The organism is Nocardia sp. NPDC058633, assembly GCF_042717045.1.
In the GTDB taxonomy this organism is placed as follows: domain Bacteria; phylum Actinomycetota; class Actinomycetes; order Mycobacteriales; family Mycobacteriaceae; genus Nocardia.
The window spans coordinates 155,531-179,642 of record NZ_JBHXRA010000009.1; the positions used below are offsets into that span (position 1 = coordinate 155,531).

General features: G+C 67.5%; 24 protein-coding genes. 8 read left to right on the forward strand and 16 right to left on the reverse strand.

Annotation, left to right across the window (positions count from 1 at the left end; genetic code table 11):
• The first annotated feature begins 123 nt into the window (after positions 1-123).
• Positions 124-951, forward strand: a complete 828-nt coding sequence (locus tag ACFWUR_RS14065) for an alpha/beta fold hydrolase (RefSeq protein ID WP_378906649.1) — start codon at positions 124-126, stop codon at positions 949-951.
• Positions 952-972: 21 nt separating this feature from the next.
• Here the strand turns inward: ACFWUR_RS14065 and ACFWUR_RS14070 are convergent, their stop codons facing one another.
• The gene (locus tag ACFWUR_RS14070) at positions 973-1,584 is read right to left on the reverse strand and encodes a TetR/AcrR family transcriptional regulator (protein ID WP_378906650.1); all 612 of its coding nucleotides are present in this window, start codon (positions 1,582-1,584) and stop codon (positions 973-975) included.
• 65 nt (positions 1,585-1,649) lie between these two features.
• On the opposite strand from ACFWUR_RS14070, the gene ACFWUR_RS14075 reads away from it, so the two are divergent.
• The 3 genes from ACFWUR_RS14075 to ACFWUR_RS14085 all read left to right on the forward strand — a co-directional run bounded on the left by ACFWUR_RS14075 (position 1,650) and on the right by ACFWUR_RS14085 (position 4,767).
• Positions 1,650-2,540: an alpha/beta fold hydrolase gene (locus tag ACFWUR_RS14075; RefSeq protein WP_378906651.1), complete on the forward strand. Its 891-nt coding sequence runs from the start codon at positions 1,650-1,652 to the stop codon at positions 2,538-2,540.
• 93 nt (positions 2,541-2,633) lie between these two features.
• Complete coding sequence (locus ACFWUR_RS14080; protein WP_378906653.1) at positions 2,634-3,818, forward strand: NAD(P)/FAD-dependent oxidoreductase; 1,185 nt, start codon at positions 2,634-2,636, stop codon at positions 3,816-3,818.
• Positions 3,819-3,828: 10 nt separating this feature from the next.
• Positions 3,829-4,767: a sigma-70 family RNA polymerase sigma factor gene (locus tag ACFWUR_RS14085; protein ID WP_378906655.1), complete on the forward strand. Its 939-nt coding sequence runs from the start codon at positions 3,829-3,831 to the stop codon at positions 4,765-4,767.
• 9 nt (positions 4,768-4,776) lie between these two features.
• Here the strand turns inward: ACFWUR_RS14085 and ACFWUR_RS14090 are convergent, their stop codons facing one another.
• The 5 genes from ACFWUR_RS14090 to ACFWUR_RS14110 all read right to left on the reverse strand — a co-directional run bounded on the left by ACFWUR_RS14090 (position 4,777) and on the right by ACFWUR_RS14110 (position 11,409).
• Complete coding sequence (locus ACFWUR_RS14090; protein ID WP_378906657.1) at positions 4,777-5,394, reverse strand: class I SAM-dependent methyltransferase; 618 nt, start codon at positions 5,392-5,394, stop codon at positions 4,777-4,779.
• A gap of 41 nt (positions 5,395-5,435) precedes the next feature.
• A complete protein-coding gene (locus tag ACFWUR_RS14095) occupies positions 5,436-6,512 on the reverse strand; it encodes a metallophosphoesterase (protein WP_378906895.1) in 1,077 nt (358 codons plus the stop codon).
• A 265-nt stretch (positions 6,513-6,777) separates the two neighbouring features.
• The gene (locus ACFWUR_RS14100; RefSeq protein WP_378906659.1) at positions 6,778-7,497 is read right to left on the reverse strand and encodes an HAD family hydrolase; all 720 of its coding nucleotides are present in this window, start codon (positions 7,495-7,497) and stop codon (positions 6,778-6,780) included.
• Positions 7,494-9,842, reverse strand: a complete 2,349-nt coding sequence (locus tag ACFWUR_RS14105; RefSeq protein WP_378906661.1) for a glycoside hydrolase family 65 protein — start codon at positions 9,840-9,842, stop codon at positions 7,494-7,496. Before ACFWUR_RS14105 ends, ACFWUR_RS14100 begins: the two co-directional genes overlap by 4 nt.
• Positions 9,843-9,936: 94 nt before the next feature.
• Entirely contained in the window at positions 9,937-11,409 is a 1,473-nt protein-coding gene (locus tag ACFWUR_RS14110; protein WP_378906663.1) for a sugar porter family MFS transporter, read from the reverse strand.
• A gap of 198 nt (positions 11,410-11,607) precedes the next feature.
• On the opposite strand from ACFWUR_RS14110, the gene ppk2 reads away from it, so the two are divergent.
• Positions 11,608-12,543 (forward strand): polyphosphate kinase 2, encoded by a 936-nt coding sequence (gene ppk2 / locus ACFWUR_RS14115; protein ID WP_378906665.1) that lies wholly within the window; start codon positions 11,608-11,610, stop codon positions 12,541-12,543.
• A gap of 5 nt (positions 12,544-12,548) precedes the next feature.
• On the opposite strand, the gene ACFWUR_RS14120 is transcribed toward ppk2, so the two are convergent.
• A complete protein-coding gene (locus ACFWUR_RS14120; RefSeq protein ID WP_378906667.1) occupies positions 12,549-13,286 on the reverse strand; it encodes a hypothetical protein in 738 nt (245 codons plus the stop codon).
• 171 nt (positions 13,287-13,457) lie between these two features.
• Here ACFWUR_RS14120 and ACFWUR_RS14125 point away from each other — a divergent pair, with 171 nt between their 5' ends.
• A complete protein-coding gene (locus ACFWUR_RS14125) occupies positions 13,458-14,114 on the forward strand; it encodes a CPBP family intramembrane glutamic endopeptidase (protein ID WP_378906669.1) in 657 nt (218 codons plus the stop codon).
• Between the two features lie 133 nt (positions 14,115-14,247).
• Positions 14,248-15,354, forward strand: coding sequence for a glycosyltransferase (locus ACFWUR_RS14130; protein WP_378906671.1), 1,107 nt, complete (start codon positions 14,248-14,250; stop codon positions 15,352-15,354).
• Between the two features lie 24 nt (positions 15,355-15,378).
• Here the strand turns inward: ACFWUR_RS14130 and ACFWUR_RS14135 are convergent, their stop codons facing one another.
• On the reverse strand, positions 15,379-16,653 hold the full coding sequence (locus tag ACFWUR_RS14135; protein WP_378906673.1) for an FAD-dependent oxidoreductase: 1,275 nt from the start codon (positions 16,651-16,653) through the stop codon (positions 15,379-15,381).
• A 221-nt stretch (positions 16,654-16,874) separates the two neighbouring features.
• On the opposite strand from ACFWUR_RS14135, the gene ACFWUR_RS14140 reads away from it, so the two are divergent.
• Positions 16,875-17,258: a hypothetical protein gene (locus ACFWUR_RS14140; RefSeq protein WP_378906675.1), complete on the forward strand. Its 384-nt coding sequence runs from the start codon at positions 16,875-16,877 to the stop codon at positions 17,256-17,258.
• Here the strand turns inward: ACFWUR_RS14140 and ACFWUR_RS14145 are convergent.
• The 8 genes from ACFWUR_RS14145 to ACFWUR_RS14180 form a co-directional block, all read right to left on the reverse strand.
• Positions 17,238-17,474 carry a hypothetical protein gene (locus ACFWUR_RS14145; protein WP_378906677.1) on the reverse strand — a complete coding sequence of 79 codons (237 nt, stop codon included), beginning with the start codon at positions 17,472-17,474 and terminating at the stop codon, positions 17,238-17,240. The two genes, ACFWUR_RS14140 and ACFWUR_RS14145, sit on opposite strands and share 21 nt — an antisense overlap.
• Positions 17,475-17,533: 59 nt before the next feature.
• Positions 17,534-18,778 (reverse strand): MFS transporter, encoded by a 1,245-nt coding sequence (locus ACFWUR_RS14150; protein ID WP_378906679.1) that lies wholly within the window; start codon positions 18,776-18,778, stop codon positions 17,534-17,536.
• Between the two features lie 90 nt (positions 18,779-18,868).
• On the reverse strand, positions 18,869-19,156 hold the full coding sequence (locus ACFWUR_RS14155) for a hypothetical protein (RefSeq protein WP_378906681.1): 288 nt from the start codon (positions 19,154-19,156) through the stop codon (positions 18,869-18,871).
• Position 19,157: 1 nt separating this feature from the next.
• Entirely contained in the window at positions 19,158-19,460 is a 303-nt protein-coding gene (locus ACFWUR_RS14160) for a hypothetical protein (protein ID WP_378906683.1), read from the reverse strand.
• A gap of 58 nt (positions 19,461-19,518) precedes the next feature.
• Positions 19,519-20,079 (reverse strand): DUF4334 domain-containing protein, encoded by a 561-nt coding sequence (locus tag ACFWUR_RS14165; RefSeq protein ID WP_378906685.1) that lies wholly within the window; start codon positions 20,077-20,079, stop codon positions 19,519-19,521.
• Positions 20,080-20,094: 15 nt separating this feature from the next.
• Complete coding sequence (locus tag ACFWUR_RS14170; RefSeq protein ID WP_378906687.1) at positions 20,095-21,759, reverse strand: GMC oxidoreductase; 1,665 nt, start codon at positions 21,757-21,759, stop codon at positions 20,095-20,097.
• Positions 21,756-23,204, reverse strand: a complete 1,449-nt coding sequence (locus tag ACFWUR_RS14175) for a flavin-containing monooxygenase (protein WP_378906689.1) — start codon at positions 23,202-23,204, stop codon at positions 21,756-21,758. Before ACFWUR_RS14175 ends, ACFWUR_RS14170 begins: the two co-directional genes overlap by 4 nt.
• Positions 23,201-23,995 (reverse strand): alpha/beta fold hydrolase, encoded by a 795-nt coding sequence (locus tag ACFWUR_RS14180; protein ID WP_378906690.1) that lies wholly within the window; start codon positions 23,993-23,995, stop codon positions 23,201-23,203. The genes ACFWUR_RS14175 and ACFWUR_RS14180 overlap by 4 nt, the downstream gene beginning before the upstream one ends.
• Between the last annotated feature and the right edge of the window lie 117 nt (positions 23,996-24,112).

Genomic DNA, 24,112 nt, shown 5'->3' on the forward strand with positions numbered 1-24,112 from the left:
CAACATACCGAAGGTTAACGGCATCGGCTTGCATGTTTAGCCGAAATCAGACGTTGACAGAATAGTGAATGCAATTTATCGTTTAGTCATCAATGAAACTCTCCCAGTGCAAGGACATTCACGATGACTTCCTCGAACCTCACCAGCGCGACCACCCCGGCGTGGACCGGCATGGTCGCCGTCGATGACACCGAACTGGCCGTCACCGACACCGGCGGCACCGGAACCCCCGTGGTCTATCTCAACGGCCAGTTCGCCACCCAGGGGTACTGGCGCAAGGTCATCGCCGATCTCGGCCCCGGCTACCGCCACCTCACCTTCGACGAGCGGGCGCGCGGCAAGTCGAAGAAGTCGACCGACTACTCCTTCGACACATGCGTGCGCGACATCGACGCTGTCCTGGCGGCCAGGGGCATCACGGAAAAGCCGATCCTGGTCGGCTGGTCCTACGGCGCCTACCTCGGGGCGCACTGGACCAGCCGCCACCCCGGCGGTGCCGTCGGCGCGGTTCTCGTCGACGGCGCCTTCCCCTACGACTGGCTCGACGAGGCCATGGAGTTGCGGATCCGCACGCTGTTCAAACGTTTGAGCTGGGTGCTGCCGCTGGCCCGCCCGACCGGTCTGGCGCCCCGCTTGACCGCGCAGCAACAGGCGGACAGCAACATCGAACTCGGCAAGCTCTCCAGCGTCGGCCAGCTGAGCCCGGTGTTGAACGCCATCACCGTTCCGGTGCGCTACGTGGTCGCTTCGGGAACTTCGTTCGGCAGCAAGGGCGACGAGCAGGAGAAGATCCGCGCCGGCCTGAACGCCGTGCTCGCCACCAACCCGAACATCCGCGTCAGCGCGAAGGTTCCCAGCAACCACGGCGCGATTCTGCGCAAGGACTACCGGGCCGTCGCCGACGCCGTCCGCGAGATCGAGACCATCGTCGACATCTCGACAACCCGATGACATGGCAGCAGGGCGGAGTGGTCAACGATCGACGGCAGGGCTCTCATCCGCGGCGAGCAGAGCACCCACCCGCGCTGCCATCGCCCGCCCTGCCGCACGCAACGGCTCGGCCGAACGGAGCGTGCGACCCAGGATGAACGCTCCTTCCAGCGCGGCCAGCATCGCCAGAATCAGCTCTCGCGCCGCAGACTCCTCCACTCCGCGGCTGACGAAATATCTTGTGCCCCGGTCGATCCAGTCCTGCACGACTTCGGCGGCGACCTCACGCAAGACCGGTTCGCTGTCGGCGATCTCGCCGGCGACGGTGCCCACCGGACACATGTTCATCCATCCGGACTCCGCGAGTGTGCGGGCGGCGTCATCGAACGCGGCGGGTACGGCCACGCGCAGATCCTCGTGCGGGTCCATCAGCAGCGGCAGCAACTGGATGTAGACCGCGCCGGTGCTGCGCAACGCCTCGGCCGCGATCTGCAGTTTGCCCTGCGGGAAGTGGTGGTAGAGCGAGCCCATCGGCGCGTCGGCGGCGGTGGTGATCTGTTTGACGGTGATCGCGCTGTACCCGTGGACACGCATCAGTTCAGCGACCGCGGTCACCAGGCGCTCGCGGGTGGTCGTTGACATCTGCTCGCTCACTCCACCAGACTAGAGCAAACACACTAGAGCGAATGCTCTAGCCGTGGGGACGCAAGGGAGGACTCATGCCGACCGTCGAACTCGATGCGGGCCGGATCCACTATCGCGACCGCGGGGAAGGCCCGCCGGTGGTCCTGCTGCACGGACTACTGATGAACCACACAGTGTGGGACTCGGTCATCGACCACCTGCCCGCCGGTTTTCGCTACGTCCTGCCCGACCTGCCGCTGGGCGCACACCCCGAACCCCTGCGCCCCGGCACCGACCTCAGCTTGCGCGGCCTCAATCAGCTCGTCGCCGACTTCCTCGCCGCGCTGGACCTGGACGAGGTCACCCTCGTGCACTCCGACTGGGGCGGGGCCCTGTTCCTCACCGCCTACGGCCTCGACGATCGCATCGGCCGCCTGATCGTCTTCCCCAGCGAAGCCTTCGACAACTTCCCGCCCGGCCTACCGGGCAAAACCGCCATCCTGGCCTCGGTCCTGCCCGGCGGAATCACCCTTGCCCTGCGCCAGATGCGCATCGGTTGGCTACGCCGCAGCCCCTTGATGTTCGGCTGGATGGCCAAATACCGCCTTCCCGATGCCCTCGTCCACGCCTGGACCGAGCCCGGACTGCGAGACCCCCGCATTCGCGCCGACCTGCTCGCCTACACCCGCTCCGGGTTCGACAAACGCGAACTCGTCACCAACACCGAAGCCCTCCAACACTTCCCCGGCGAAACCCTCATCCTCTGGTCATCAGCCGACAAAGTCATGCCGAGCGACCACGGACGCCGCCTGGCCGCCCTCCTCCCCCGCGCGCGCCTCGTCGAGATCGACGACGCCTACGTCCTGTCCATGCTCGACCAACCCACAGCTGTAGCCGCCGCCGTCACCGAATTCCTCACCACAACCACCGCCAACCGGCCAGAACCCGGTGCGGAGGCATCTCCGGCGCGGGTGCCGCCGACCTGACAATTCGAGAGTGACCCACATCACTCATCGATCCTGTCAGGGTTTCGCGTGCTGTCTCGTTCAAGGTGCACGCGAAGCAGACAGGAGCGAATCATGAAGCACCGCATCGTCGTCCTCGGGGCCGGATACGCCGGAGCATTTTCCGCCGGAGCATTGGCCCGCCGCCTCCATGGCGACGACTTCGAGATCACCGTCGTCAACGCCGAACCCGATTTCGCCGAGCGGCTGCGCAATCATCAACTCGCCGCCGGTCAAGACCTGCGCCACCTGCCGTTGACGCAGGTGTTCGCGGGCACCGGGATCCGGCTTCGAATCGCCCGGGTGACCGGCGTCGATGTCGAGCATCGGACCGTCACCATCAGCGACGGGCACGAACTCGACCGGCTCGACTACGACACCCTGCTGTACGCCCTCGGCAGCACCGCCGACGATCACGGCATCCCCGGCGTCGACGAGCACGCCTTCCACGTGGCGTCGCGCCCGGCCGCACTGCGACTGCGCGCTCGCCTGGACGAACTCGGTGCGGGCGCGAAGGTGCTGGTCGTCGGCGGTAACCTGACCGCGATCGAGGCCGCCACCGAGATCGCCGAATCCCATCCAGAGCTGCGGGTCGACCTCATCACCCGCGGCGAACTGGGCGGCTGGCTGGGTAGCGGGGCTCGCCGTCACCTGCTCGACGCCTTCGGCCGACTCGGCATCACGGTTCACCAGCACGCCACCGTCGAGCGTGTCGAGGCCGCAGGGGCCGTCACCGGCGACGGCACCACTTTCGCCGCGGACGCAACCGTGTGGGCTGCCGGATTCGCCGTCCATCCGATCGCCGCGGCCAGCGGTCTGATGGTGGAACCCAACGGCCAGATCACGGTCGACCGTCAGATGCGGTCGGTGTCGCACCCCGATGTCTATGTCGCCGGTGACAGCGCCTTCGTCCTCGGCGACAACGGTCGGCCGTTGCCGATGTCGTGCGCGTCCGCCGGATACACCAGCATGCAGGCCACGGCCACGATCGTCGGGGACCGCACCGGGCGCGAGATCTCGACGAAGTCGCTGTCGTATGTGGGCAACCACATCAGCCTCGGCCGCAAGGACGGCATCTTCCAGGTGGTCGACGGTGACGCGCGATCGAAGTCGTGGGCCCTGCGTGGCCGCACGGCCGCCCGCGTGAAAGCGGCAGTCCTCGGGGCCAACCCGTGGAGCCTGAGCCATCCGACCTTCGGACTGCCCAGTCGCCGATACCGCGCGGCCACCACCGCAGAACACAACGCGGTCCCCGCCTAGAGTCGTGCTCATGGACACCGCCACCGTGGCGCGTTTCGAGGCCAGCCGCGATCGGCTGGCCTCGATCGCCTACCGTCTACTCGGCTCGGCCGCCGACGCCGAGGACACGGTGCAGGACGCGTTCCTGCGGTGGCAGGCCGCCGACCGAACCTATGTCGAGGTGCCCGAGGCCTGGCTGACCAAGATCGTCACCAACCTCGCGCTGGACCGGCTCCGATCGGCCAAGACGCGCCACGAACGCTCGGTGGGCGCCTGGATGCCCGAACCATTGCTCGACGGCGACCCGATGCTCGGCCCCGCCGACACCGTCGAGCAGCGCGAGTCGGTGACCTTGGCGGTGCTGACACTCATGGAACGGCTGTCACCGGTCGAACGCGCCGTGTATGTGCTGCACGAAGCGTTCGCCTACCGGCATGCCGAGATCGCCGAGATCCTCGACGTCACCGTGTCCGCGAGTCAGCAACACCTGCACCGGGCCCGCGGGCGGATCACCGTCGCCCGCAACGCCACCGACATCGATCAGGCCGGCGCGCGTCGCATCGTCGCGGCCTTCCTCGATGCCGCGTCCTCGGGTCGCACCGATCAGCTGATCGCCCTGCTGACCGACGACGCGACCGGCATCTCCGACGGCTTCGGGGGCCTGGCCGCGAAGCTCGTCCGGTACGCCACCCCGCATCGGCTCGCGGTCGCGGTGCGGGCCGGTTTCACACCGACTCCGGCCAAGCGCCGACTCGCCGGCGGTTCGCCCTCGTTCCACGCCGTCGTTGTCAACGGTTGCCCGGCGCTGCTCGTCACGCTCGACGATCGGGTCCTCGGGGTCGCGATCCTGGAGATGCGACACGACAAGATCGCCGGGATGCGCAGCATCGCCGCACCGACCCGACTCGGTCGCCTCACCCACGAATGGCGGCGACGCGACCACGATGCCCCGCTGATCGACTCGTGGTGATCGACTGCCTCAGGCACGCTCGGCGACGCCGAGGGACAATGCCGCCAGAGCTTTCGGAGCGCCCGGCTGGTAGAACCGGTCGAGGTCGGTGATCTGGAAGCCTGCCGCGGTGATCAGTCCCGCGATGTCGCGATCGAGGTGGCAGCCGCCGGCGATCTTCTGCTGGATCGGGTCGAGGCGGTGCTGCCAGGTACGCACCGATTCCTCGGGCGCGAGCCCGTGTTCGACGAAGTGCAGGGTGGCACCGGGGCGGAGTACTCGACGGATCTCGGCGAGTGCCGCCGCCACATCGGGGATGGTGCACAGGGTGAAAGTGGACAGAGCGGTGTCGAAGGTGGCGTCGGGAAACGGCAGGGACTGACCGTCCAGACCTGCCCGTTCGATCGGAACAGAGCTCGCAGCGACACGTTTTGACGCGATCTTCCACGCTGTGTCGGCGGGCTCGACTCCGCTGACCCGCGCGACCCCGGCGGGGTAGAAGCCGATGTTGTTGCCCGACCCGAAGCCGATTTCGAGCACCTCGCCGTGTAACCCGGCGCAGGTTCGCTCACGCAGCGGCCCGTTCTGGGCGACGCCGCAGACTTTGTCGGTGAGGTGCGGGAGGATCCGGTCGGTGTAGAAGCCCATCTCCCGATCATCCTCCCGCGCGCGACCGCTGGTGGTCGGGTTCAGCCGAGTCGGCGGTCGAACACCTGGGTGCTCGCCCCCGATGCGGGGTCGACGGTGAGCACTCGCAGGTTCACCGAGTCCGCGGTGAGGTCGATGACCATGAACCCGAGTTCGTGCTGGGTTTCGAACAGTGCGCCGTGGCCACTGGCCACCGAACTCGGCTGCCCGCCCGAGGTCTTGCCCGCCGCACCCGAGACGATCTGGCGGGTGCCCTTGGTCGCCGGTGTCGGCTCGAGTACCTGCAAGGTGTGGTCGTGGCCGGACAGCAGCAACGACACCTTGCCCAGGACGTGGTCTTCGAAGAACCGCTTGGCGTGTACGCCGTTGAGCGGCTCGATGGGCAGGCCCTCGTAGTTGCCCGCGTCGCCGTGCGGGCCGTTGCTGAGATAGGGGTGGTGGGTGCAGGCGATCTTCCACTGCGCGGTCGACTCGGCCAATGCGCTGTCGAGCCAGGCGCGCTGGGCGTTCATGTACGGACCGTTCACCGCCCAGTACGGATCCAGCAGGGGCGGGATGTAGGCGGCCAGGGGGTTCAGGTCGAGGACGAAGAACTCGACGACCGGGTTCTGTTCGGGTACTCGCACCGAGTAGTAGCGGCTCGGCATCCACCAGCGTGAGGACTTCGCGTGATATTCGACCTCGTGGTTGCCGCGCGCGAGCCAGCCGCCGTCGCCGGGGAACAACCCGGAGGTGTCGTGATTGCCCAGCACCATGGCCCACGGAAAGTCCAGGCCCGCGTTGGGATCCTCGAATTTCGTGGCGAACTGGACGTCGTCGGGGCCGTGGGGACCCGACTCGTAGATGTTGTCGCCGAGTCCGACCGCCATCGAGAACGGCTCCCGCGCGTGAAAGGCGCGCGCCGCGTCGGCGACTGCCCACTGGGTGCGGGTACCGGTACCCGCGTCGCCGGTGACCAGTACCCGTACGTGGCGCCCGGGCTTCGGGGTGAACTTGGGTACCTCGGCGGGCACCGCCGCAGCGGGCGTGAGCCCCACCAGCGACATGCCCGCGACGACACCGGCGGCCCCGGCCAGGACTTCACGACGGCCGATTCCGGACGAGGAGTGTTCGTGCATGCTCACCTTCTGGGTAGTAGCTCTGCTGGACAACTGACCTGATCGAAGCACAGTGCCATGATCGCGACGCCGCCGCAGCTTAGACGGCGAAGTTCCCTCACGCGGCAACTCGGACTCACCTGCCTGCGCGGATTTTCGCCGGCGTGGTGAGCTCCGACCTGGCGACGGAACCCATTTCGTGCGATCCGACTTTATTGTCAGCTGGTTTCCGCATCATCGTCACCAAAATGAACACTTGTCCAACTCCGATCTCGAGGGATCGCTCTCACTCCGGCAGCAGATCCGCCAGATCGGTGACGACCGCGTCCGCACCGGCGGCGCGCAACGCCGACGCTCCGGTCCCCCGGTCGACCCCGACCACCCAGAACCCGCCCCGACGCCCCGCCTCGACCCCCGACACCGCGTCCTCGATCACCACGGTGCCCGCCGCACCCACTCCCAGAACTCTTGCCGCCGTGAGGAACATGTCGGGCTCCGGTTTGCCGGCCAGGTGTTCGTCGTGGGCCAGGACCCCGTCGACGACCACCGCGAACCTGTCCAGCAGGCCGGCGGTGGCGAGCACGAGCACCGCGTTGCGTGAACTCGACACCACCGCCATCGGAATGCCGGCGGCCGCGACAGCGTCGACCAGGCGCAACGACCCGTCGAACACTGCGACACCGTCACCCCGGATGATCTCGGTGAACCGCACGTTCTTGCGGTTGCCCAGTCCGTGCACGGTCGTCGCGCCGGGCGGGTCGTCCAACTCTCCGTCGGGCACGCTCACGCCACGGGAGGCGAGCACCGACCGCACCCCCGCCGCACGTTCCTTGCCGTCCACCAGTGCGAAGTAGTCGGCGTCGGTGTACGGGGCGGCCTCGGGCGCGACGGTCGGCAGGAACTCGGTGAACAGCGCCGCCCACGCCCGCCGGTGCACCGCCGCGGTATCGGTGAGCACACCGTCGAGGTCGAAGAGCACGGCCTGTGAATCCAGCACCGCTGTCACGACGGCTCCCCCTCGGGGGCGGCCACCTCGACTGCCCTACCCGGCTCCAGTGTCACCGCGGTCCCCCATACGGCGATCTCCACCGCGGGTCCGTCGCCCACGAGTTCCAAGCGCGCGTCGCGATGTCCGAGATCGGCTCGCACCGTGCGCCCCCGCCACCGCACCGAGAACCGCACACGCTGCCACGACGACGGCAGCGCGGGCGAGAACCCCAACCCGTCGGCACCGGCCCGCAAGCCCCCGAAACCGTGCGTCGCGACCTGCCACGTGCCCGCCGCCGACGCGATGTGGATTCCCTCTTCGGTATTGCCCTGGTTGTCGTCGAGATCGACGAACGCCGACCGCTCGAAATACCGTTCCGCCGTGCGGGTATCGCCCACCCGCAAGCCCACGATCGCATGGATCGACGGGCTCAGCGAGGACTTGTGCAACGTGCGCTGCTCATAGAACTCGTAGTTCTGCCGCCGGGTGGACAGCGAATACTCGTCGGGCAGCATGTGCAGCAGCATCACCACATCCGGCTGTTTCAGTAGCGAGGTGGCCTCGCAGTCCACATGGTCGTAGCCGGCCGGATATCGCGGCATGTCGTTGTCGTCGTATTCGACGATGGGCACGTCCGTGCGATCGAAATAGCCGTCGAACTGTTCGATGACACCGCAGTCGGGATCGGTCGGTGCCCGCAGCCGGTCCGCGGTGGCCAGCCAATGGGCCGGTTCACCGTGGTCGAGCCCCATCGAGGTCGTGAGGTGGTGCCACTGATCGGGACGCTCCCGCGACATCCGTTCGAACACCGCCGCCGCTTGCTGCAGATGCCAGTGCACCAGCTTGTTGGTGAAGGCGTTGTTGTCGACATGGGAATGGAATTCGTCGGGCCCCATCACCGTCCGGATCGCGAGGTGATCTCCGTCCTCGACACACCGTTGCACCCAGAATCGGGCGGTCTCGAACAGGATCTCGGCACCTTCGCCGAACAGATAGTCGTCATCGCCGGTGACGCAGGCGTACCGCATGATCGCGTAGGCGATATCAGCGGTGATGTGGAGTTCCTCTTCGCGCGTGTAGAAACGTTGCGTGCCGTCCGGGGTGTACTGCGGGCATTCCTCACCTCCGGTGTCGGCCGATTCCCACGGAAACCGAGCGCCGCCGGTCCCGTTGGCGGCGGCCACTTCCCGTGCGCCGGGCAGGGTGTGGTGGCGGTAGCCCAGCAGCGCGCGGGCCGCGCGCGGTTGGGTGAACAGGTAGAACGGCAGCAACATCACCTCGGTGTCCCAGAAGACATGGCCCCGATAGCCTTCGCCGGACAGCGATTTCGCGCCGATGCTCACGGTCGGATCATCAGGATCGGCGGCGATGATCAGGTGATAGATCGCGAATCGCAGCGCCCGGGTCACCCGATCGTTGCCCACCACTTCACAATCGGCGTCTGCCCACGCCCGATCCCACACCGCCCGGTTCGCCGCCGCCGCGACATCGAACGAGCCGGCCCGCACGACGGTGTCCACCGCGCGCTCTCGCGGTGTGCCCACCGCCTGGTAATCGCGACTGGTGGCGATCCCGACCAGTTTGTCGACCCGCACGGATTCACCGGCACCGGTGTCGAATTGCCACTCCACCTCGATGGCGTCGTGTCGGCACCGCTGCTGACGGCGTCCCCCGTCGGCCGAGCACGTGATCGCATACGCGAGGTCGATCCCGCTGTCGATGGTGCGGCTCTCGATGACACCGACGTCGGCGTCGAATCCCGCGCCGACCGACGCCAGGTGCGTGGACTTGGCCCACTTGTCCCATTTGCGTTCGTAGCCGAACACTGTCTGCTCACGATAGGTCGGCAGCCGTTCGAGATTACGCCGGTGGGCGTCGACGCCGGTCCGCACCGTCACCGCCCCCGCCCGATCCGAACAGGTCACCTCGATCCGCAGACCGCACAGATCACGATCGGCGGTACTCGCGAACCGCTGCGTCCGCAGCCGGGCTCGCGCGCCGTCGGGCAGCCGGAACACCGTGTCGCGGGACAGGACTCCGCTGCGCAGATCCAGTTCACGGCGATGCTCGATCACCTGCGCCGACTCGGTATCGAGCCGTACGCCGTCGACGAAGACTTCCCCGGCCAGCCAATCCGGCGCGTTCACCAGGTCGATGACCGGCGAGTCGTACGCGTCGTAGACACCGGCGATGAAGGTGGCGGGCAAGGCGCCGGTGTGGCGTTCCTCGAGCGACCCGCGAGTGCCGAGGCGCCCGTTGCCGACGGTGAAGATCGTCTCGAAGTAGTTGGCGCGCTGCGGGTTCCAGCCCTCCTCGACCACTGTCCAGGTCGCGGTGTCGCTCGCGGAGCCCGGTGCTCTCACCACCCCACCGCCTCGGCGTCGTCCGTCGCGCGCGACTGCCGGTTCATCTCGTGGGCCGAATGCATCGCGCAGCCTTCCTCCCTCGTCGAGGTGCTCAGGCGCTGGCGGTGGGGCGCTCGAAGCCGGCCGCTTCGTCCATGTCCTCGAGCGTCATCCCCTTGGTCTCGGGCACGAACTTCGCCACGAAACCCAACGACAGCAGCGCGAACACCGCATACATCCCGTAGGCGAAACCGAGCGAGAAGGTCTTCAGGCTCGGGAACGAGACGGTGATCGCCCAGTTCGCCGCCCACTGCCCCGCCGCGGCGAGCGAGAGCGCGGCGCCACGGATCCGGTTCGGGAACATTTCACCGAGCAGCACCCACACGACCGGGCCCCAACTCATCCCGAAGAAGACGACGAACAGGTTGGCCGCGACCAGAGCGATCGGGCCGAGCGCACCCGTCAGTTGCGGCTCCAAAACCCCTTCGGCGTTGGGCACCTGGTCCGCGGCGCCGAAGCAGATCGCCATCGTGGCCAGCGTGACGGTCATACCGATCGAACCGGTCAGCAGCAGCGGTCTGCGCCCGATCTTGTCGATGAGCATGATCGCCACGATGGTGGTGGCGATGTTGACCACGGAGGTGAACACGCTGATCTGGAACGACCGCGATTCCTCGAAGCCCACGGCCTCCCACAGCACGTTCGAGTAGTAGAAGATCACGTTGATGCCCACGGCCTGCTGGAACACCGACAGCATCAGCCCCACCCACACAACCGGGTAGATCGCGCCACCGGGACGGCGCAGGTCCTTCCACGACGGCTTGGTGTCGCTGCGCAGGCTCTCTTCGATGCGGCCGATGGTGATCTCGAGGTTCTTCGCACCGAACAGCATCGACAACACCCGGCGCGCCTCGCCGATCTTGTGGGTGGCGACGAGGTAGCGCGGCGACTCGGGAATGGTGGAGGCCAGCACGCCGTAGACCACGGCGGGCACCACCATGGACAAGAACATCCAGCGCCAGGCTTCGAGCCCGAGCCACAGCGTTTCGCTCGCGCCACCGGCGATGTGGGCGAGCACGTAGTCCACCAGCAGCGCCAGGAAGATACCGAGCACGATGGCGAGCTGTTGCAGTGACCCGAGCCTGCCGCGGATGCTGGCGGGCGAGGTTTCGGCGATATAGGCCGGGGCGATGACCGAGGCCACGCCGACACCGACACCGCCGATCACCCGGCCCAACACCAGGATCCAGACATCGGGTGCGAAACCGGTGACCACAGCGCTGATGAAGAACAGGACCGCGGCGATCTTCATCACCTTGACCCTGCCGATGCGATCGGCGATCCGGCCCGCGGTCATCGCGCCCGCGGCGGCGCCGAGCAGGGCCGAGGCCACCGCGAAGCCGAGCACGGCGTCGGCGACATCGAATTCGTCTTGGATCGCCGCGACCGCCCCGTTGATCACGGCACTGTCGAAGCCGAACAGCAACCCGCCGAGCGCCGCGACGGACGCGATGCGGACTACGCGACTGCTCGAGGAACCGTCGGGTAGAGCGGACTGTTCGGCGAAGGAGCCTCCCTCGTGCATCGGCTTCGTCCTCTCCACGGCGGCATCGTCGACTCGCGAACATCAGGTGAATCCGATGACAGTGTGCCCCGAACGAGGTGGCATCCGCAGGAACTGGCGAGACCGCGCCCAGATCGCCGTGTTGAGGGTGCGGGCCGTGGGCCCGGTGGGCACCGCGCGTTCATCTCAGCGACACGCGCGTCATTTAGCGTCCGAGAGATGACCGATGTCGAGACTCGTCCGATCCCCCGTGATGTCAGCGAGATCGCCGATCTCGCGACTGTCGTGAACCTGGCCGACACCACCGGTTTCACCGTCGACGACAGTGACGACGACGATCCGATCCTGCTCACCCACCCTGGCGGTCTGGTCGTGGACACCTGGCGTGAGGGCTACCCATACGACGAGCGTCTCTCGCGCCTGCAGTACGACCTCGACAAGCGGCTGCTGCAGATCGAACTGCTGAAACTACAGAACTGGGTCAAAGCGACGGGTCGCCGCGTCGTGATCGTGTTCGAGGGTCGCGACGCCGCGGGCAAGGGCGGCACCATCAAGCGATTCATGGAGCACCTCAATCCGCGCGGGGCCCGCGTGGTGGCGCTGGAAAAGCCCTCCGCCCGCGAATCCACCCAGTGGTATTTCCAGCGCTATGTCGAGCACCTGCCCGCCGCGGGCGAAATCGTGCTGTTCGACCGCTCCTGGTACAACCGCGCGGGTGTCGAACGGGTGATGGATTTCTGCACCCCCGAACAGCATCGGCGTTTCCTGTCGCAGGTGCCGCTGTTCGAGCGGATGCTCGTCGACGACGGCATCGACCTGGTCAAGTTCTGGTTCTCGGTGTCTGCGCTGGAGCAGCGCACCCGCTTCGCCATCCGCCAGGTCGACCCGGTGCGGCACTGGAAGCTCTCGCCGATGGACCTGGCCTCGCTCGACAAGTGGGACTCCTACACCGCGGCCAAGGAGGAGAACTTCGAGCACACCGACACCGACCACGCACCGTGGATCGTGGTCAAGAGCAACGACAAGAAGCGGGCCAGGCTCAACGCGATGCGGCACGTGTTGAGCGGGTTCGACTACGACAACAAGGAGTTCGAGATCGTCGGCACCGCCGACCCACTGATCGTGGGCCGCGGGCGCGACGTCATCGGTTCCTGAACGCTCTAGCGGCTCAACGCGACTCGGTGCGCTTCGCGCATCAGCGCGGTGAGCTCCTCGCGTTCGGCGTCGTCGAGGACCTCGAAGCAGGGCGCGATCAGTTCGTCGGTCAGCTTCTCCGCCGCCGCCCAGCGCACCCGCATATCGTCGGTGACCGTCTCGAACGGCTCGGTCCAGCCGAGAAATTTCGCGTGGCCGGGTCCGTCGTAGATCGGCGAGCCCGCGACCAGGATCGCCTGCAGGGGGGTGAGCCCGTTGGCGATCACCGCGATCAGGTGCAGTCCGCCGCGTAGTTCGCGCAGCACATGCGTCAGCTGCAGCGCCGCGGCCCGGCCGTCCTCGGGCACCGGCATCGCCCGCCACCCGGCGAACAACGGCAGCCCGGTCGAGGGCGCGGCATCGACCACGCGCCGCAGCAGCTCGACGAGCCGGTCGGACTGCTCGAACGCGGCGAGCTTGCGCTGCCCGAAGTCGCGACACGCGACCATGTAGTCCACGGCGGCCTCCGCGGCGGGCATGGGCACCGATTCCCACGCGGCGCGGACGCCGCCGGGTTCGAAGAATCCGAACGCCGCGGTCACGACATCGGCGTCGACGTCACCGAGCACCCCGCCACGTCCACGCGTGTAGGCGCCTTGGAATCCGGGCACTCCGGTCGTTTCCCCGAACGCCCTGGCCTCGCGCGAGATCATGAACGCCCCACCGAGTTCGAGCACCTGCTGTTTGACCGCCGACGCTGTCATTGCCTGCCACCTTCCGCTGTATTCCACTCCAGGCAGACTTTAGCGCGCAATAGCTAGATAGGGCAGTCCTTCACCGAGATCACCCGAAGTCCCGTCGACCACACCACCCACCGAAGACGCCCGAGCACCTTCACGCCGACCGCGCGCGCGGGTACCCAGTAGGCTCGGGCCATGACCGTCGACACCGGCCTCAACCGCCGGAAGGCCTGGCTCACAGTCGAATTCGTCGCCTTTTTCCTCTGCCTGACCGGGTTGTACGCGGTGTTCCTGCGCGGTGTCGGCCCGCTGCCTTTCCTGCTGGTCATCACCGTCGGCATCGTGATCTACCTGCGCCGCACAGGATTCGACCACCGCTCCTTCTGGCGAGCCGACACACTACGGCCCGCCCTGCCCAGCATCCTCGCACTCTGGGCGATCTGCGCCGTAGCCCTCACTGCCGCGGTAGCCCTGCTGCGCCCGGACAACCTGTTCGACCTGCCTCGAGAACGCCCCCTGATCTGGGTACTGGTCCTCGTGTTCTACCCACTGGCCAGCGTCTATCCGCAGGAACTACTCTTGCGCGCGTTCCTCTTCCACCGCTACGCCCCGATTTTCGGCGACGGTCTGCGCATGGTCGCCGCCAGCGCCACCGCGTTCGGCTTCGCCCATTTCATCGTCGGCAACTGGATCTCGGTGCTGCTGAGCATCGCGGCGGGCGCACTCTTCGCCGTCCGATACCAGCGCACCCGCTCACTGCTCACCACTTCGGTAGAACACGCCCTGTACGGCATCCTGGTGTTCACTGTCGGCCTGGGCGACCTCTTCTATCACGGCGCGGCGGCCTCGTAACCGGCCTGCGAGAGCAGCCTCGCACCATCGACGACGGGCGACCTCCGCCCTGATATGAACCCCCACGGCAGTCGCAGCGTAGTACCGATGGTGCGGGCTGATCACGCGACCGCCCGACGAAGACGGAGACCGGATGCGAGTGCTGTTCGTGGCCATGCCGTTGATCGGGCACCTTTTCCCGATGCTGCCGCTGGCGCGGCGTCTGCGCGAGCTCGGCCACGATGTCATGGTGGCCACCGGCGGTGATGCCGCCGCGGTGGTGCGTACGCAGCTACCGGTGATCGACATCGCCCCGCCGATCGACTATCTGCGTGCCGCGGTGCGCGGGCTGGGCACGCATCCGGTGCTGGCAGTGCGCTCGGGCAAGGGAATGGCCGATGCGCGCGGCGGTGCCCATGTCTTCGCGGTCACCAATCGTCCGATGGTCGATCCGCTCCTGCGTGCCGCCACCGAGTTCCGACCGGAAGTGATCGTGCACGAGCCGTTCGCTTCGGCGGCCGCGATCGTCGCCGACCGACTCGGTGTCCCCACGGTCCTGCACAACATCGCCCTCGACGACGGCACCGTCATTCGTCGCGAACTTCTGCGCCTGCTCACCGACACCGCCCTGCCCGCACCCGCGACCACCCTGTCCATCGCCCCACCCAGCATCGTCGACATCGACGGCCGCGCGCTGCGCTACACCCCCTACTCGGCGCCCGGCGCGACCACGCCCCGGTTTCTGCGCGAACCGTCGAGCCGTCGGCGCATCCTCGTCACCCGCTCGACCATGCTCGGCGACGGTCCGGACACGATGCTGCGCGCCATCGTGCGCGCGGCCCCGTCTGTCGATGCCGAGATCGTCATCGTCCGGCCCGATCGAAGGACTCTGCGCGCCGACAACCTTCCCGCGAACATTCGCACCACCGGTTGGATCGCCCTCCACGATGCTTTGCCCCACTGCACGGCCATGGTCAATCACGCGGGGGCGGGTTCGGTCTTCGCCGCTTTGCACGCGGGCATCCCGCAAATCGCCACCCCCGCCCCCGGAGACAGGGCCTGGAATGCTCTCGCGGTGCGGCGGCGCGGTGCCGGGCTGTCGATCCCCGCCCGCTCGATCACCGCCGCGCACCTCAACACCTTGATCGACGATCCCGACCTGGCCTCCAACGCCCGCGCGGTCGCCGCCGAGATCGCCGCGATGCCCAGCGTCACCGAGATCGCCGACGAATTCACCCAGTCGGCCGCACACACCCGGTGATCATCCAGCGAGTGCCCCGCCACATCACACGCGATCTCCGCTGTCGACGCCGACCGAATCATCGAAAAGACCTGCGCCGCCGCACACTCCGGTCGCCGGCAGGGCCAGGTCGACACGGGTCGCGGCTTCGTGGTCGCCTGCGAGTGCGGCGGCGATCGAGCGGACCTGTTCATAGCCGGTCATCGCCAGGAATGTGGGGGCGCGGCCGTAGCTCTTCATGCCGACCAGGAATACGCCCGGCTCGGGGTGGGTGAGCTCGGTGATGCCGTGCGGATACACGGTGCCGCACGAATGGATGTTCGGGTCGATCAACGGCGCCAGGCGGATCGGGGCCTGCAGGACGGGGTCGAGTTCGAGTCGCACCTCGGACAGCCACGAATGGTCGGGGCGGAATCCGGTCAACGCCACCACGTGGTCGACGTCGTCGACGCGCCGCCCGTCATCGGCGACGACCGCGACTCGACCGTCCGGGCCGGATTCGACAGCGGCTGTGCGAAACCCGGTGACGACGGTGAGCAGCCCGTCTTCGACAGCCTGCTTCGCGCGCACACCGCGCGCGCCGCGCGCGGGCAGTTCGTCTGCTTCGCCGCCGCCGAACGTCGACTCGCTCCGGCCACGGCGCAACACCCAGGTCAGGCGTGTTCCCGGGTCGTTCGCGAGCTGCGAGAGCGCTACGATCGCGGTCAACGCGGAGTGCCCGCTACCGGCGATGACCGTGTGAGCTCCGCTGTATCGGGCACGCACAGACGGCGATTCGATCTCAGGAACACGATAGGTGACGGCATCGGCGGGCTCGCCGAACGCGGGAAACCCCTCACCGCCGAGGGGGTTGGGCGATGTCCATGTGCCTGATGCGTCGATGAGCGCCCCGGCCACAATCCTGTCCCGCGAACCGTCGCTCCGGCGCAGATGCACCGAGAGCGGTTCGGTGTCGCGACCGGAGTCGACCACACGATCGCGACCGCGCCGAGCGACTCCGACGACCTCGGTGTCGTAGCGCACGCATCCGAGCGCGGCCGCCAACGGCTCCAGATACTCGCGCACCCAGGCTTTTCCGGTCGGATAGTCCTTGCCCCCGGGAGCGACCCACGGCGTGGCCGCGAGCAGACGCCGGGCGGGGGCGGCGATCAGTTCTGCCCAGGGGGAGAACAACCGCACATGGCCCCACTCGGCGACCGCCGCACCGGCCCGCGAGCCACGTTCGACGACGACTACCGCGAGCCCACGTTCGCGCAGTTCGGCGGCCGCCGCCAACCCGACGGGTCCCGCACCTATGACAACGACAGGCAGAGCATCCACCAGAACCTCATTCATCGGATACGCGTCCAGCTATGTCGAGAACTGTATCGACAGCCATCGATGTGGAGTGGCGATCCGGGCGGCGACAGCTTCCGAGGGACGGGGCAACAATTCGAAACCGTGCCTCTCCCAGCGAATTCCGATAGGGAAACACTGTTTGAGCCTGCCCGAGACGGGCATTCGCACTGAGCAAGACAAACCCCTACCGGAGGGACAGCTCCGTGTTCACACATCTCCGAGGCGCCGTGCTGGTCGGGCTGCTGGTTGTCGCCGGCTGCGCTACCAGCACCGAGTCGCCTGATCCCGGTTTGCCGCCGTCCACCGCGGGCGCCCCTGAAATCTCCGACGACGCCGCCAGGCACCTGTGCGAGATGATGGCCCCGGATCTCGACAACTGGCGCGCGCAGGGGGCCAACGTCGCGCGCGTGTCGTTCAACGCGACCGTGCAGAACTGGGCGGTGCGCAGTGGTGGCATCAATGTCGCGGTGGCCCGCAATCGCGAAGTGATCGACACCGTCACCGCGCAACACTGCCCCGATGTCCGCGGCCAGGCCGTGCAGGCCCTGGACGTACCGGATCTGGCCTCAGCGCTCGCCGGAGTCTGAGGCAGCGCCCTGCGATACCTCGGCGGTCGAGATATCGCCGGGCGCGGTATCGACGGTGGCCCGACGCCGGTCGCGCACGATCAGTACTCCCGCCGCGACCACCCAGATCACCGCGAACGCCACAGCCCGCATCGGACTCCAGTCGACCATCAGCATCACGACGGCGACGCCGCCGAACAGCGTCAGCAACCCGGTGGTACTCGTCTGACCTGTCATCGCCAGATCATCGCACGGGCCTACCGCGGGACGAGTCGTTCCCGTCGCAGTGGCCCCGATCAGTGCTCGGCACGCACGACCGGGCTCTCCTCGCCGACGGGTGGGCGGCGAGTCGCCCAGGCCAGCGCGGGCACGATCAGCAGCGCGATCCCCGCGCCGAGGAATCCCAGGCCCGGGTAGTCGGCGGCCGCCACCACGACTCCGGACCCGAGTCCACCACCTGCTCCCGCGATCGCGATTCCCACATCGACCGTGCCCTGCGTACGGGCACGGGTGGCGACCGGGGTCGCATCCGCGATCATCGTGGTCCCCGCGACCAACCCCAGGTTCCAGCCCACCCCGAGCAGCCCGAGCGCCACCGCCAGCGCCCCCACCGAGCTCGGCGGGGCAAGGGCCGCGGCCGTACCCGCCGCGACCAGCGTGCCCGCGGCGGCCACCGCGATCCGCCCCGGCCCGAACCGATCGACCAGCATCCCCGACAGCAACGACGGCAGATACATCCCCGCGACGTGCACCGCGATGACGAAGCCCGCCGAGCCGACCCCGTGCCCGTGGTGCTGCATATGGATCGGTGTCATCGTCATGACCGCCACCATCACCAGCTGCGTCACCACCATCACCGTCGTCCCGGCCACGATCGGCGCCGACCAACGCGCCGCGGCGTCGGTCACGACAGCCTCACCCGGCGGCTCCGCGAGACCGCGAGCGAGCACGAGCGGATCCGGCCGCAACAACACCCACAGCACCAGCGCCGCCAGCACATACGCCACCCCGGACAGCACGAACGGACCCGACAACGCCGGAATACCCCACCGCACAGCCATATTCGACATCGGGGTCGTCAGATTCGGCCCGACCACCGCGCCCACCGTCGTCGCCACCAGCACCGTGCTGATCGCGCGCGCCCGATGGGCGGGCTGTGCCAGATCGGCGCCGGCGTACCGCGCCTGCAGACTCGTCGCCGTACCCGCCCCGTACACGATCAGCGACACGAACAACAACGGCAGACTCCCGGTCACCGCGGCCGCCACCACTCCGAAACTGCCCAGCCCGCCCGCCAGATACCCGAGCGTCAAACCCGCGCGACGCCCAGCGCGCTGCGAAATCCGGCCCACCCCGACCGCCGCCGCGGCCGACCCGATCGTGAACATCGCACTGGGCAACCCCGCCAACCCCGTCGACCCGAGCATGTCCTGGGCCAACAGCGCCCCGACGGTGATCCCCGCGGCGAGTCCCGCGCCACTGAAGACCTGCGCCGCGACCAACACGGCCAGCGTGCGCCGTTGCGCGGGATGCTCGCTCATGAGCATCACAGTGCGGCATAAATGGACGTAGGTCCAGTAGTTGGAACGCCGAAATACCGACCGTGCCACCCATCACCGATGCGGCGCAGGTCAACGCACGAAAGGCCCCAGCTCGATATTCACCTCGGACCCGGTGTCCTCGACCGAGGTGATCGGCCAGATCCGACCGGGCAACATCGTCCCGGCGGCCGTCGCGTACCCGACGACATCGAGCGCCGCGCTCCCGTCGTCGTCGCGCAGAATCCCCGCCTCGGTGCGCACCCCGTCGGAGAACACCACATCGAACTCGTCGGCCATACGATCGGCGCGCACCACGACTCCCGGGAACAGATGCGAATAGCCGACGGTGATCAGGCCGGGCTCGGCATCTGCACCCACGTCAGTGACCGCAGGGATCCGTGAGATGCAGACCCTCGCCGACCTTGATCCGGCGATGCTCGGCGAGCACGATACCCACGCCGAACAGCAGACACACACCGCTGAGAATTCCGGCGATCACCGCCCATCCCACGAATCCGGAACCGGCGGCCGTCAGGGTGGCCGCGATCATCACGATGCCGATCCCGACAAGCAACAACCCCGGCCAATTGAGCGAGTCCTGAATCGACTCCCCCGCGTGCGAACGCGTCGTCCGTTCGGTATCGGGAAACTTGTGTTGATGGGGATCACTACTGCCATTCATGGCACGGCCTCCTTTCGACGTGGGGTTACCCCGGTCCCAGTCGGCGCGTACCCCCATTTCACTCGAGCAAACGGACCGCATCCTGCACGTTCTCGCGAACGAGCACGAAAAAGTACGGCTCGGGAAAGTTCCGGTAGTCCATCAGACCCAGCACCGTGTCGTCATCGATGCGACGGAACACATCGATGATCGGTAGATGGTCGTACACCATCGCCGTGGTCACCACCCCGCGGTGCTCGACCGACCGCAGCCGCGCCCGGTATCCGCGCGCCCGCAACGCCGGCTTCAACACCCCGAGCAGTCCCCGACCCCGGTCGACCACCGTGCTCGGCACCTTGCCGACCAAGCCCAACGGCACTCGCTGCGGATCGACAGCGAAAACCGCACCCGCCCGATCGCGAAACAGCAACGGATGCACGCTGTCGACACCGTCGAACTGCTTGCCGTACCACCCGGACGCCACGAGCAGGCCGTCCAACGGGTGCCCGGTGGCCAGCTCACGACCGTGCCACCGCCCACCGAGCTGGGCCGCGGGCACCGGCGCGAGGCTGTCGAACAGGGCCAGCGCCGCCTCCCTCGAACAGGCGGGTTCGAGCGCGGTGAGTTGGTCGATTGTCATGATGATCCTCTCGCCTCAGGCAGGCAGTCGTAGCGCACCGGGCGCCGAAGCGGGCACAGCGGGCCGATCCGGGGCCACCGGGCTGATCCGCCGGTAGGCGGCACCCAGCTCAGGCCGCGGATCCGGCTCGCCCTTGTTGGGCCAGAACGCCATCGCGCGCTCGGCCTGGGCGGTGATCGTGAGCGACGGGTTCACCCCGAGATTGGCGGTGATCGCACTGCCGTCGGCGATATGCAGACCGGGATAGCCGTAAACCCGCTGAAAGGGGTCGATCACACCGGTATCGACCGAATCGCCGATCGTGCAGCCGCCGATGTAGTGCGCGGTCGCGGGGATATTGAAGATGTCGGTGGCAATATTGCCGCTGATGCCATCGGACTCGGCCGCGTACCGGCGGGCGATATCGTGCGCCAACGGAATCCACTCCGGGTTCGGCTCCCCGCTGCCCTGCTTGGTCACCAACCGCTTGCCCTTCAGATACGAGGTCAGCGAATTGTCGAGCGACTGCATGACCAGCAGGATCACCGACCGCTCCGAGGCGCCGCGCGCGTTCTGCGAACGCAGGAACTGCACCGGATGCAACAGCATCGTCAGCAGCAGCCGCAGGAACCGGAACGCCCCGCCGTCGACCATCGGCACGGTCTGCACGAACAGCGCGTTCTGTCCCTTGCCGTAGGTGCACACCTCCACATGCGTCTGAGGTTCCGGATGGATGGACGACGTGATCGCCACGCCCTGCGAGAAATCGCGTCGCGACTTACTGGTGACACCGATGATCGCCTCGGAATTGCTGCGGGTCAGCTCACCGACCCGCGCCGACAGCGCGGGCAACGTGCCGTTGCCGCGCAACGAGTGCAACAATTTCTGAGTGCCGAGCGCGGCCGCCGCGAACACCACCTGCTGCGCGGTGAACGTGCGCCGCTGCTTGCGCAGCACGCCGTTGGACTGCACCGTCTCGACGCGGTAGCCGCCGTCACCGTCGGGCGCCACCGACGTCACCGTGGTCAGCGCGTGCACTTGCGCGCCGTTGCTCTCGGCCAGGTGCAGGTAATTGAGCGTGGTGGTGTTCTTGGCATTGTGCTTGCAGCCGGTGAAACACTCCGAGCAGTGGATACAACCGGCCCGCCGCGGACCCGCACCACCGAAGTAGGGGTCATCGACCTCGACACCTTCGGAACCCTCGTTGAAGAAGACCCCGACATGGGTGCGATGGAAAGTATCGGCGACCTTCAGATCACGCGCGATCTGCAACAGCACATCGTCCTTCGGCCCGACCCGCGGATTCTCGACCACGCCCAACATCCGGGCCGCCTGGTCGTAGTACGGCGCGAGCTCGGACTTCCAGTCGGTGATGTGCGCCCACGCCCGGTCGGTATAGAACTCCGGCAGCGGCTCGTAGAGCGTGTTGCCATAGATCAGCGAACCGCCACCCACGCCCGAACCACTGAAGACCAAGCACTTGCCGAGCGCGCTGATCCGCTGCGGCCCGGTGAGGCCGAGGCGCGGCGCCCAGATGGCCTTGGGAATGTTCCAGTTGGTCTTCGGGTAGTCCTCGGCGTTCCAGCGCCTGCCGGATTCGAGAACACCTACCCGGTAACCTTTTTCGGTCAGCCGCAGCGCGGTCACGCTGCCACCGAAACCGGAACCGACGACGATCACGTCGTAGTCGTAGTCACTCATCGCGACACCACCTCATAGTCGGCGGGGTCGAACCGCGCCTGCTTCTTGTATTGGATTCCGAGCAATGGCCAGTTGGTTGTGATCCGGCCGTCGGCCTGGCGATACCAGGACGAGCACTGGCTCCACACGCTCCCGGTGAGCTGCGACTGGATCCGTTCGTCGTAGGCCTGTTCCACATCCGGGCGAACCGTCAACGCGCGACCGGTCGCCGCGAGATGGGCGACGTAGTCGCCGAGATATTTCGCCTGGGCCTCGAGGAAGTAGATGATCGAGCCGCCACCGGTATTGGTGTTGGGGCCGTACATGATGAACAAGTTCGGGAACCGGGGCACGGTCATGCCGTAGTAGGCGTGTGCGCCGCTGTCCCACTCCTGCGTCAGCGCCAGGCCCTGCGCACCCGTGATCTTCATCGGAGCCAGGAACTCGGTGCTGGTGAAGCCGGTCCCCCAGACGATGACGTCGACCTCGTGCTCGTGCCCGTCCACAGTGCGCACGCCCGACGGGGTGATCTCGGCGATCCGCTCGGTGGTCACCTCCACGTTCGGTTCGGCCAGCGCCGGAAGATAGTTGTCCGAGAACAGAATCCGCTTGCAGCCGATCGGATAGTCCGGCCACACCTTCTCGAACAGACCCGGCTTGGCCCTGGTCTGCCTGCGCATGTGCCACTTCGACACGGCCTTGATCGCGGCGGAGAGCGGTTTGGCGTACACCCACGCGACACTGAGCCCTTCGACCACGCCGTACCAGGTGCCGCGTTCGGCGAGCTCGGTCACCGGCAGCTTCTCGAACACCCGCTGATGGCGGGCCGAGAACTCGCGGTCGGGGCGCGGGATGATGTACGGCGCTGTCCGCTGGAACAACGTCAGCTTCTCGACCTGTGGTTGGAGCTCGGGAACGAACTGGATCGCGCTCGCCCCGGTCCCGATGACCGCGACACGCTTGCCGGTCAGGTCGATGCCGTGATCCCACTCGGCGGAGTGGAAACTGCTCCCGCCGAAGCTGTCACGGCCCGCGATCGCGGGCAGCGCGGGCCGCGACAGCTGCCCGACCGCCGACACCAACACATCGACCACCACGGTCTCCGCGTCGCCGAGTTCCACCGTCCACTTCTCGGTGGCGTCGTCGTACGCGGCGCCGACGACTTCGGTGCCGAAGCGGATGTGGCGGCGCACGTCGTACTTGTCGGCGACGTGCCCGATGTAGTCGAGAATCACCGGCTGTCGCGAGAACCGGTGCGGCCAGCGCGGATTCGGCTCGAAAGAGTAGGAGTAGAACGGTGACGGCACGTCACAGGCGGCACCGGGATAGGTGTTCTCCCGCCAGACACCGCCGACATCGTCGGCCTTCTCGAACACGACAATGTCGTCGAAGCCGCGCTTCTTCAATTCGATGACGGCGGCCAGGCCACCGAACCCGCTGCCGATAACGGCGATGGACGGCGTCATGAGGTCCCTTCGAGAACGAGGCGAACACAGGTATCGGGATCGTCGCTGAACGGCAGGTGCCCGCAGCCGGGTAGGTCGACATGGCGCGCGAACGGCAGCACCGCGCGGGCACGGGCGCTCTGGGTGCGGTGCACGAGCACGACGTCGCGGGTGCCCCACGCGATCGTCACCGGGATCTCACCCAACGAGCCACGGTCGTCGCCCGGATCGAGGACATAGTTGGCGAAGTCGTCGCGTGCGGCCGTGAAGGAGTTGGCGCCGGCCAGCCCGGCCAGGTCGGTCCTCGCGGCGTCGGGGTCGACGCGGACCGGGTGGCCGAACATGGTCGAGAGCAGCGCGACGCGGCCCGCGGGATGCTCGACCAGCCGACCCAGTGTCGGCCCGGCGGCCCGGGCGGCGCCACGCATGCCGGTGAGCAGACACTGGGTCCACCGCCGCCCCACCGGGCCGTAGAACCCGACCGGGGAGAACGCGGTGACCCCGGAAGCGACCCCGGCGCGACCGAGCTCGATGGCGATACCGCCACCCATCGAACTCCCTGCCACGTGCGGGTTCCGAATCTCGTTGTCGGCCAACCATCGCGCGAGCCACGCGGCATATCCACGCGGCCCCGGACGCACCGCGTCCAGCGCGGGCGAGTCGCCGAAGCCCGGTAGGTCGACCGCGATGACCTCGTGCCGCTGCGCCAGCTGGTCGATGATCGGCGCGAAAACCTGCCGGCGACTGCCGAGACCGTGCACCAGCACGATCGGCGAACCACTACCCCGGCGGAGGTGAGAGATCTGCGTCATCGCAGCCCTTCATCCGAATAAACAGTTACTACGTACGGTTTCTTGATTGCACCAGCTCGATCGGCCGTCGTCAAGAGGTGACGGCCGACACCTTCTTGACAATCTACCGAATCTTGT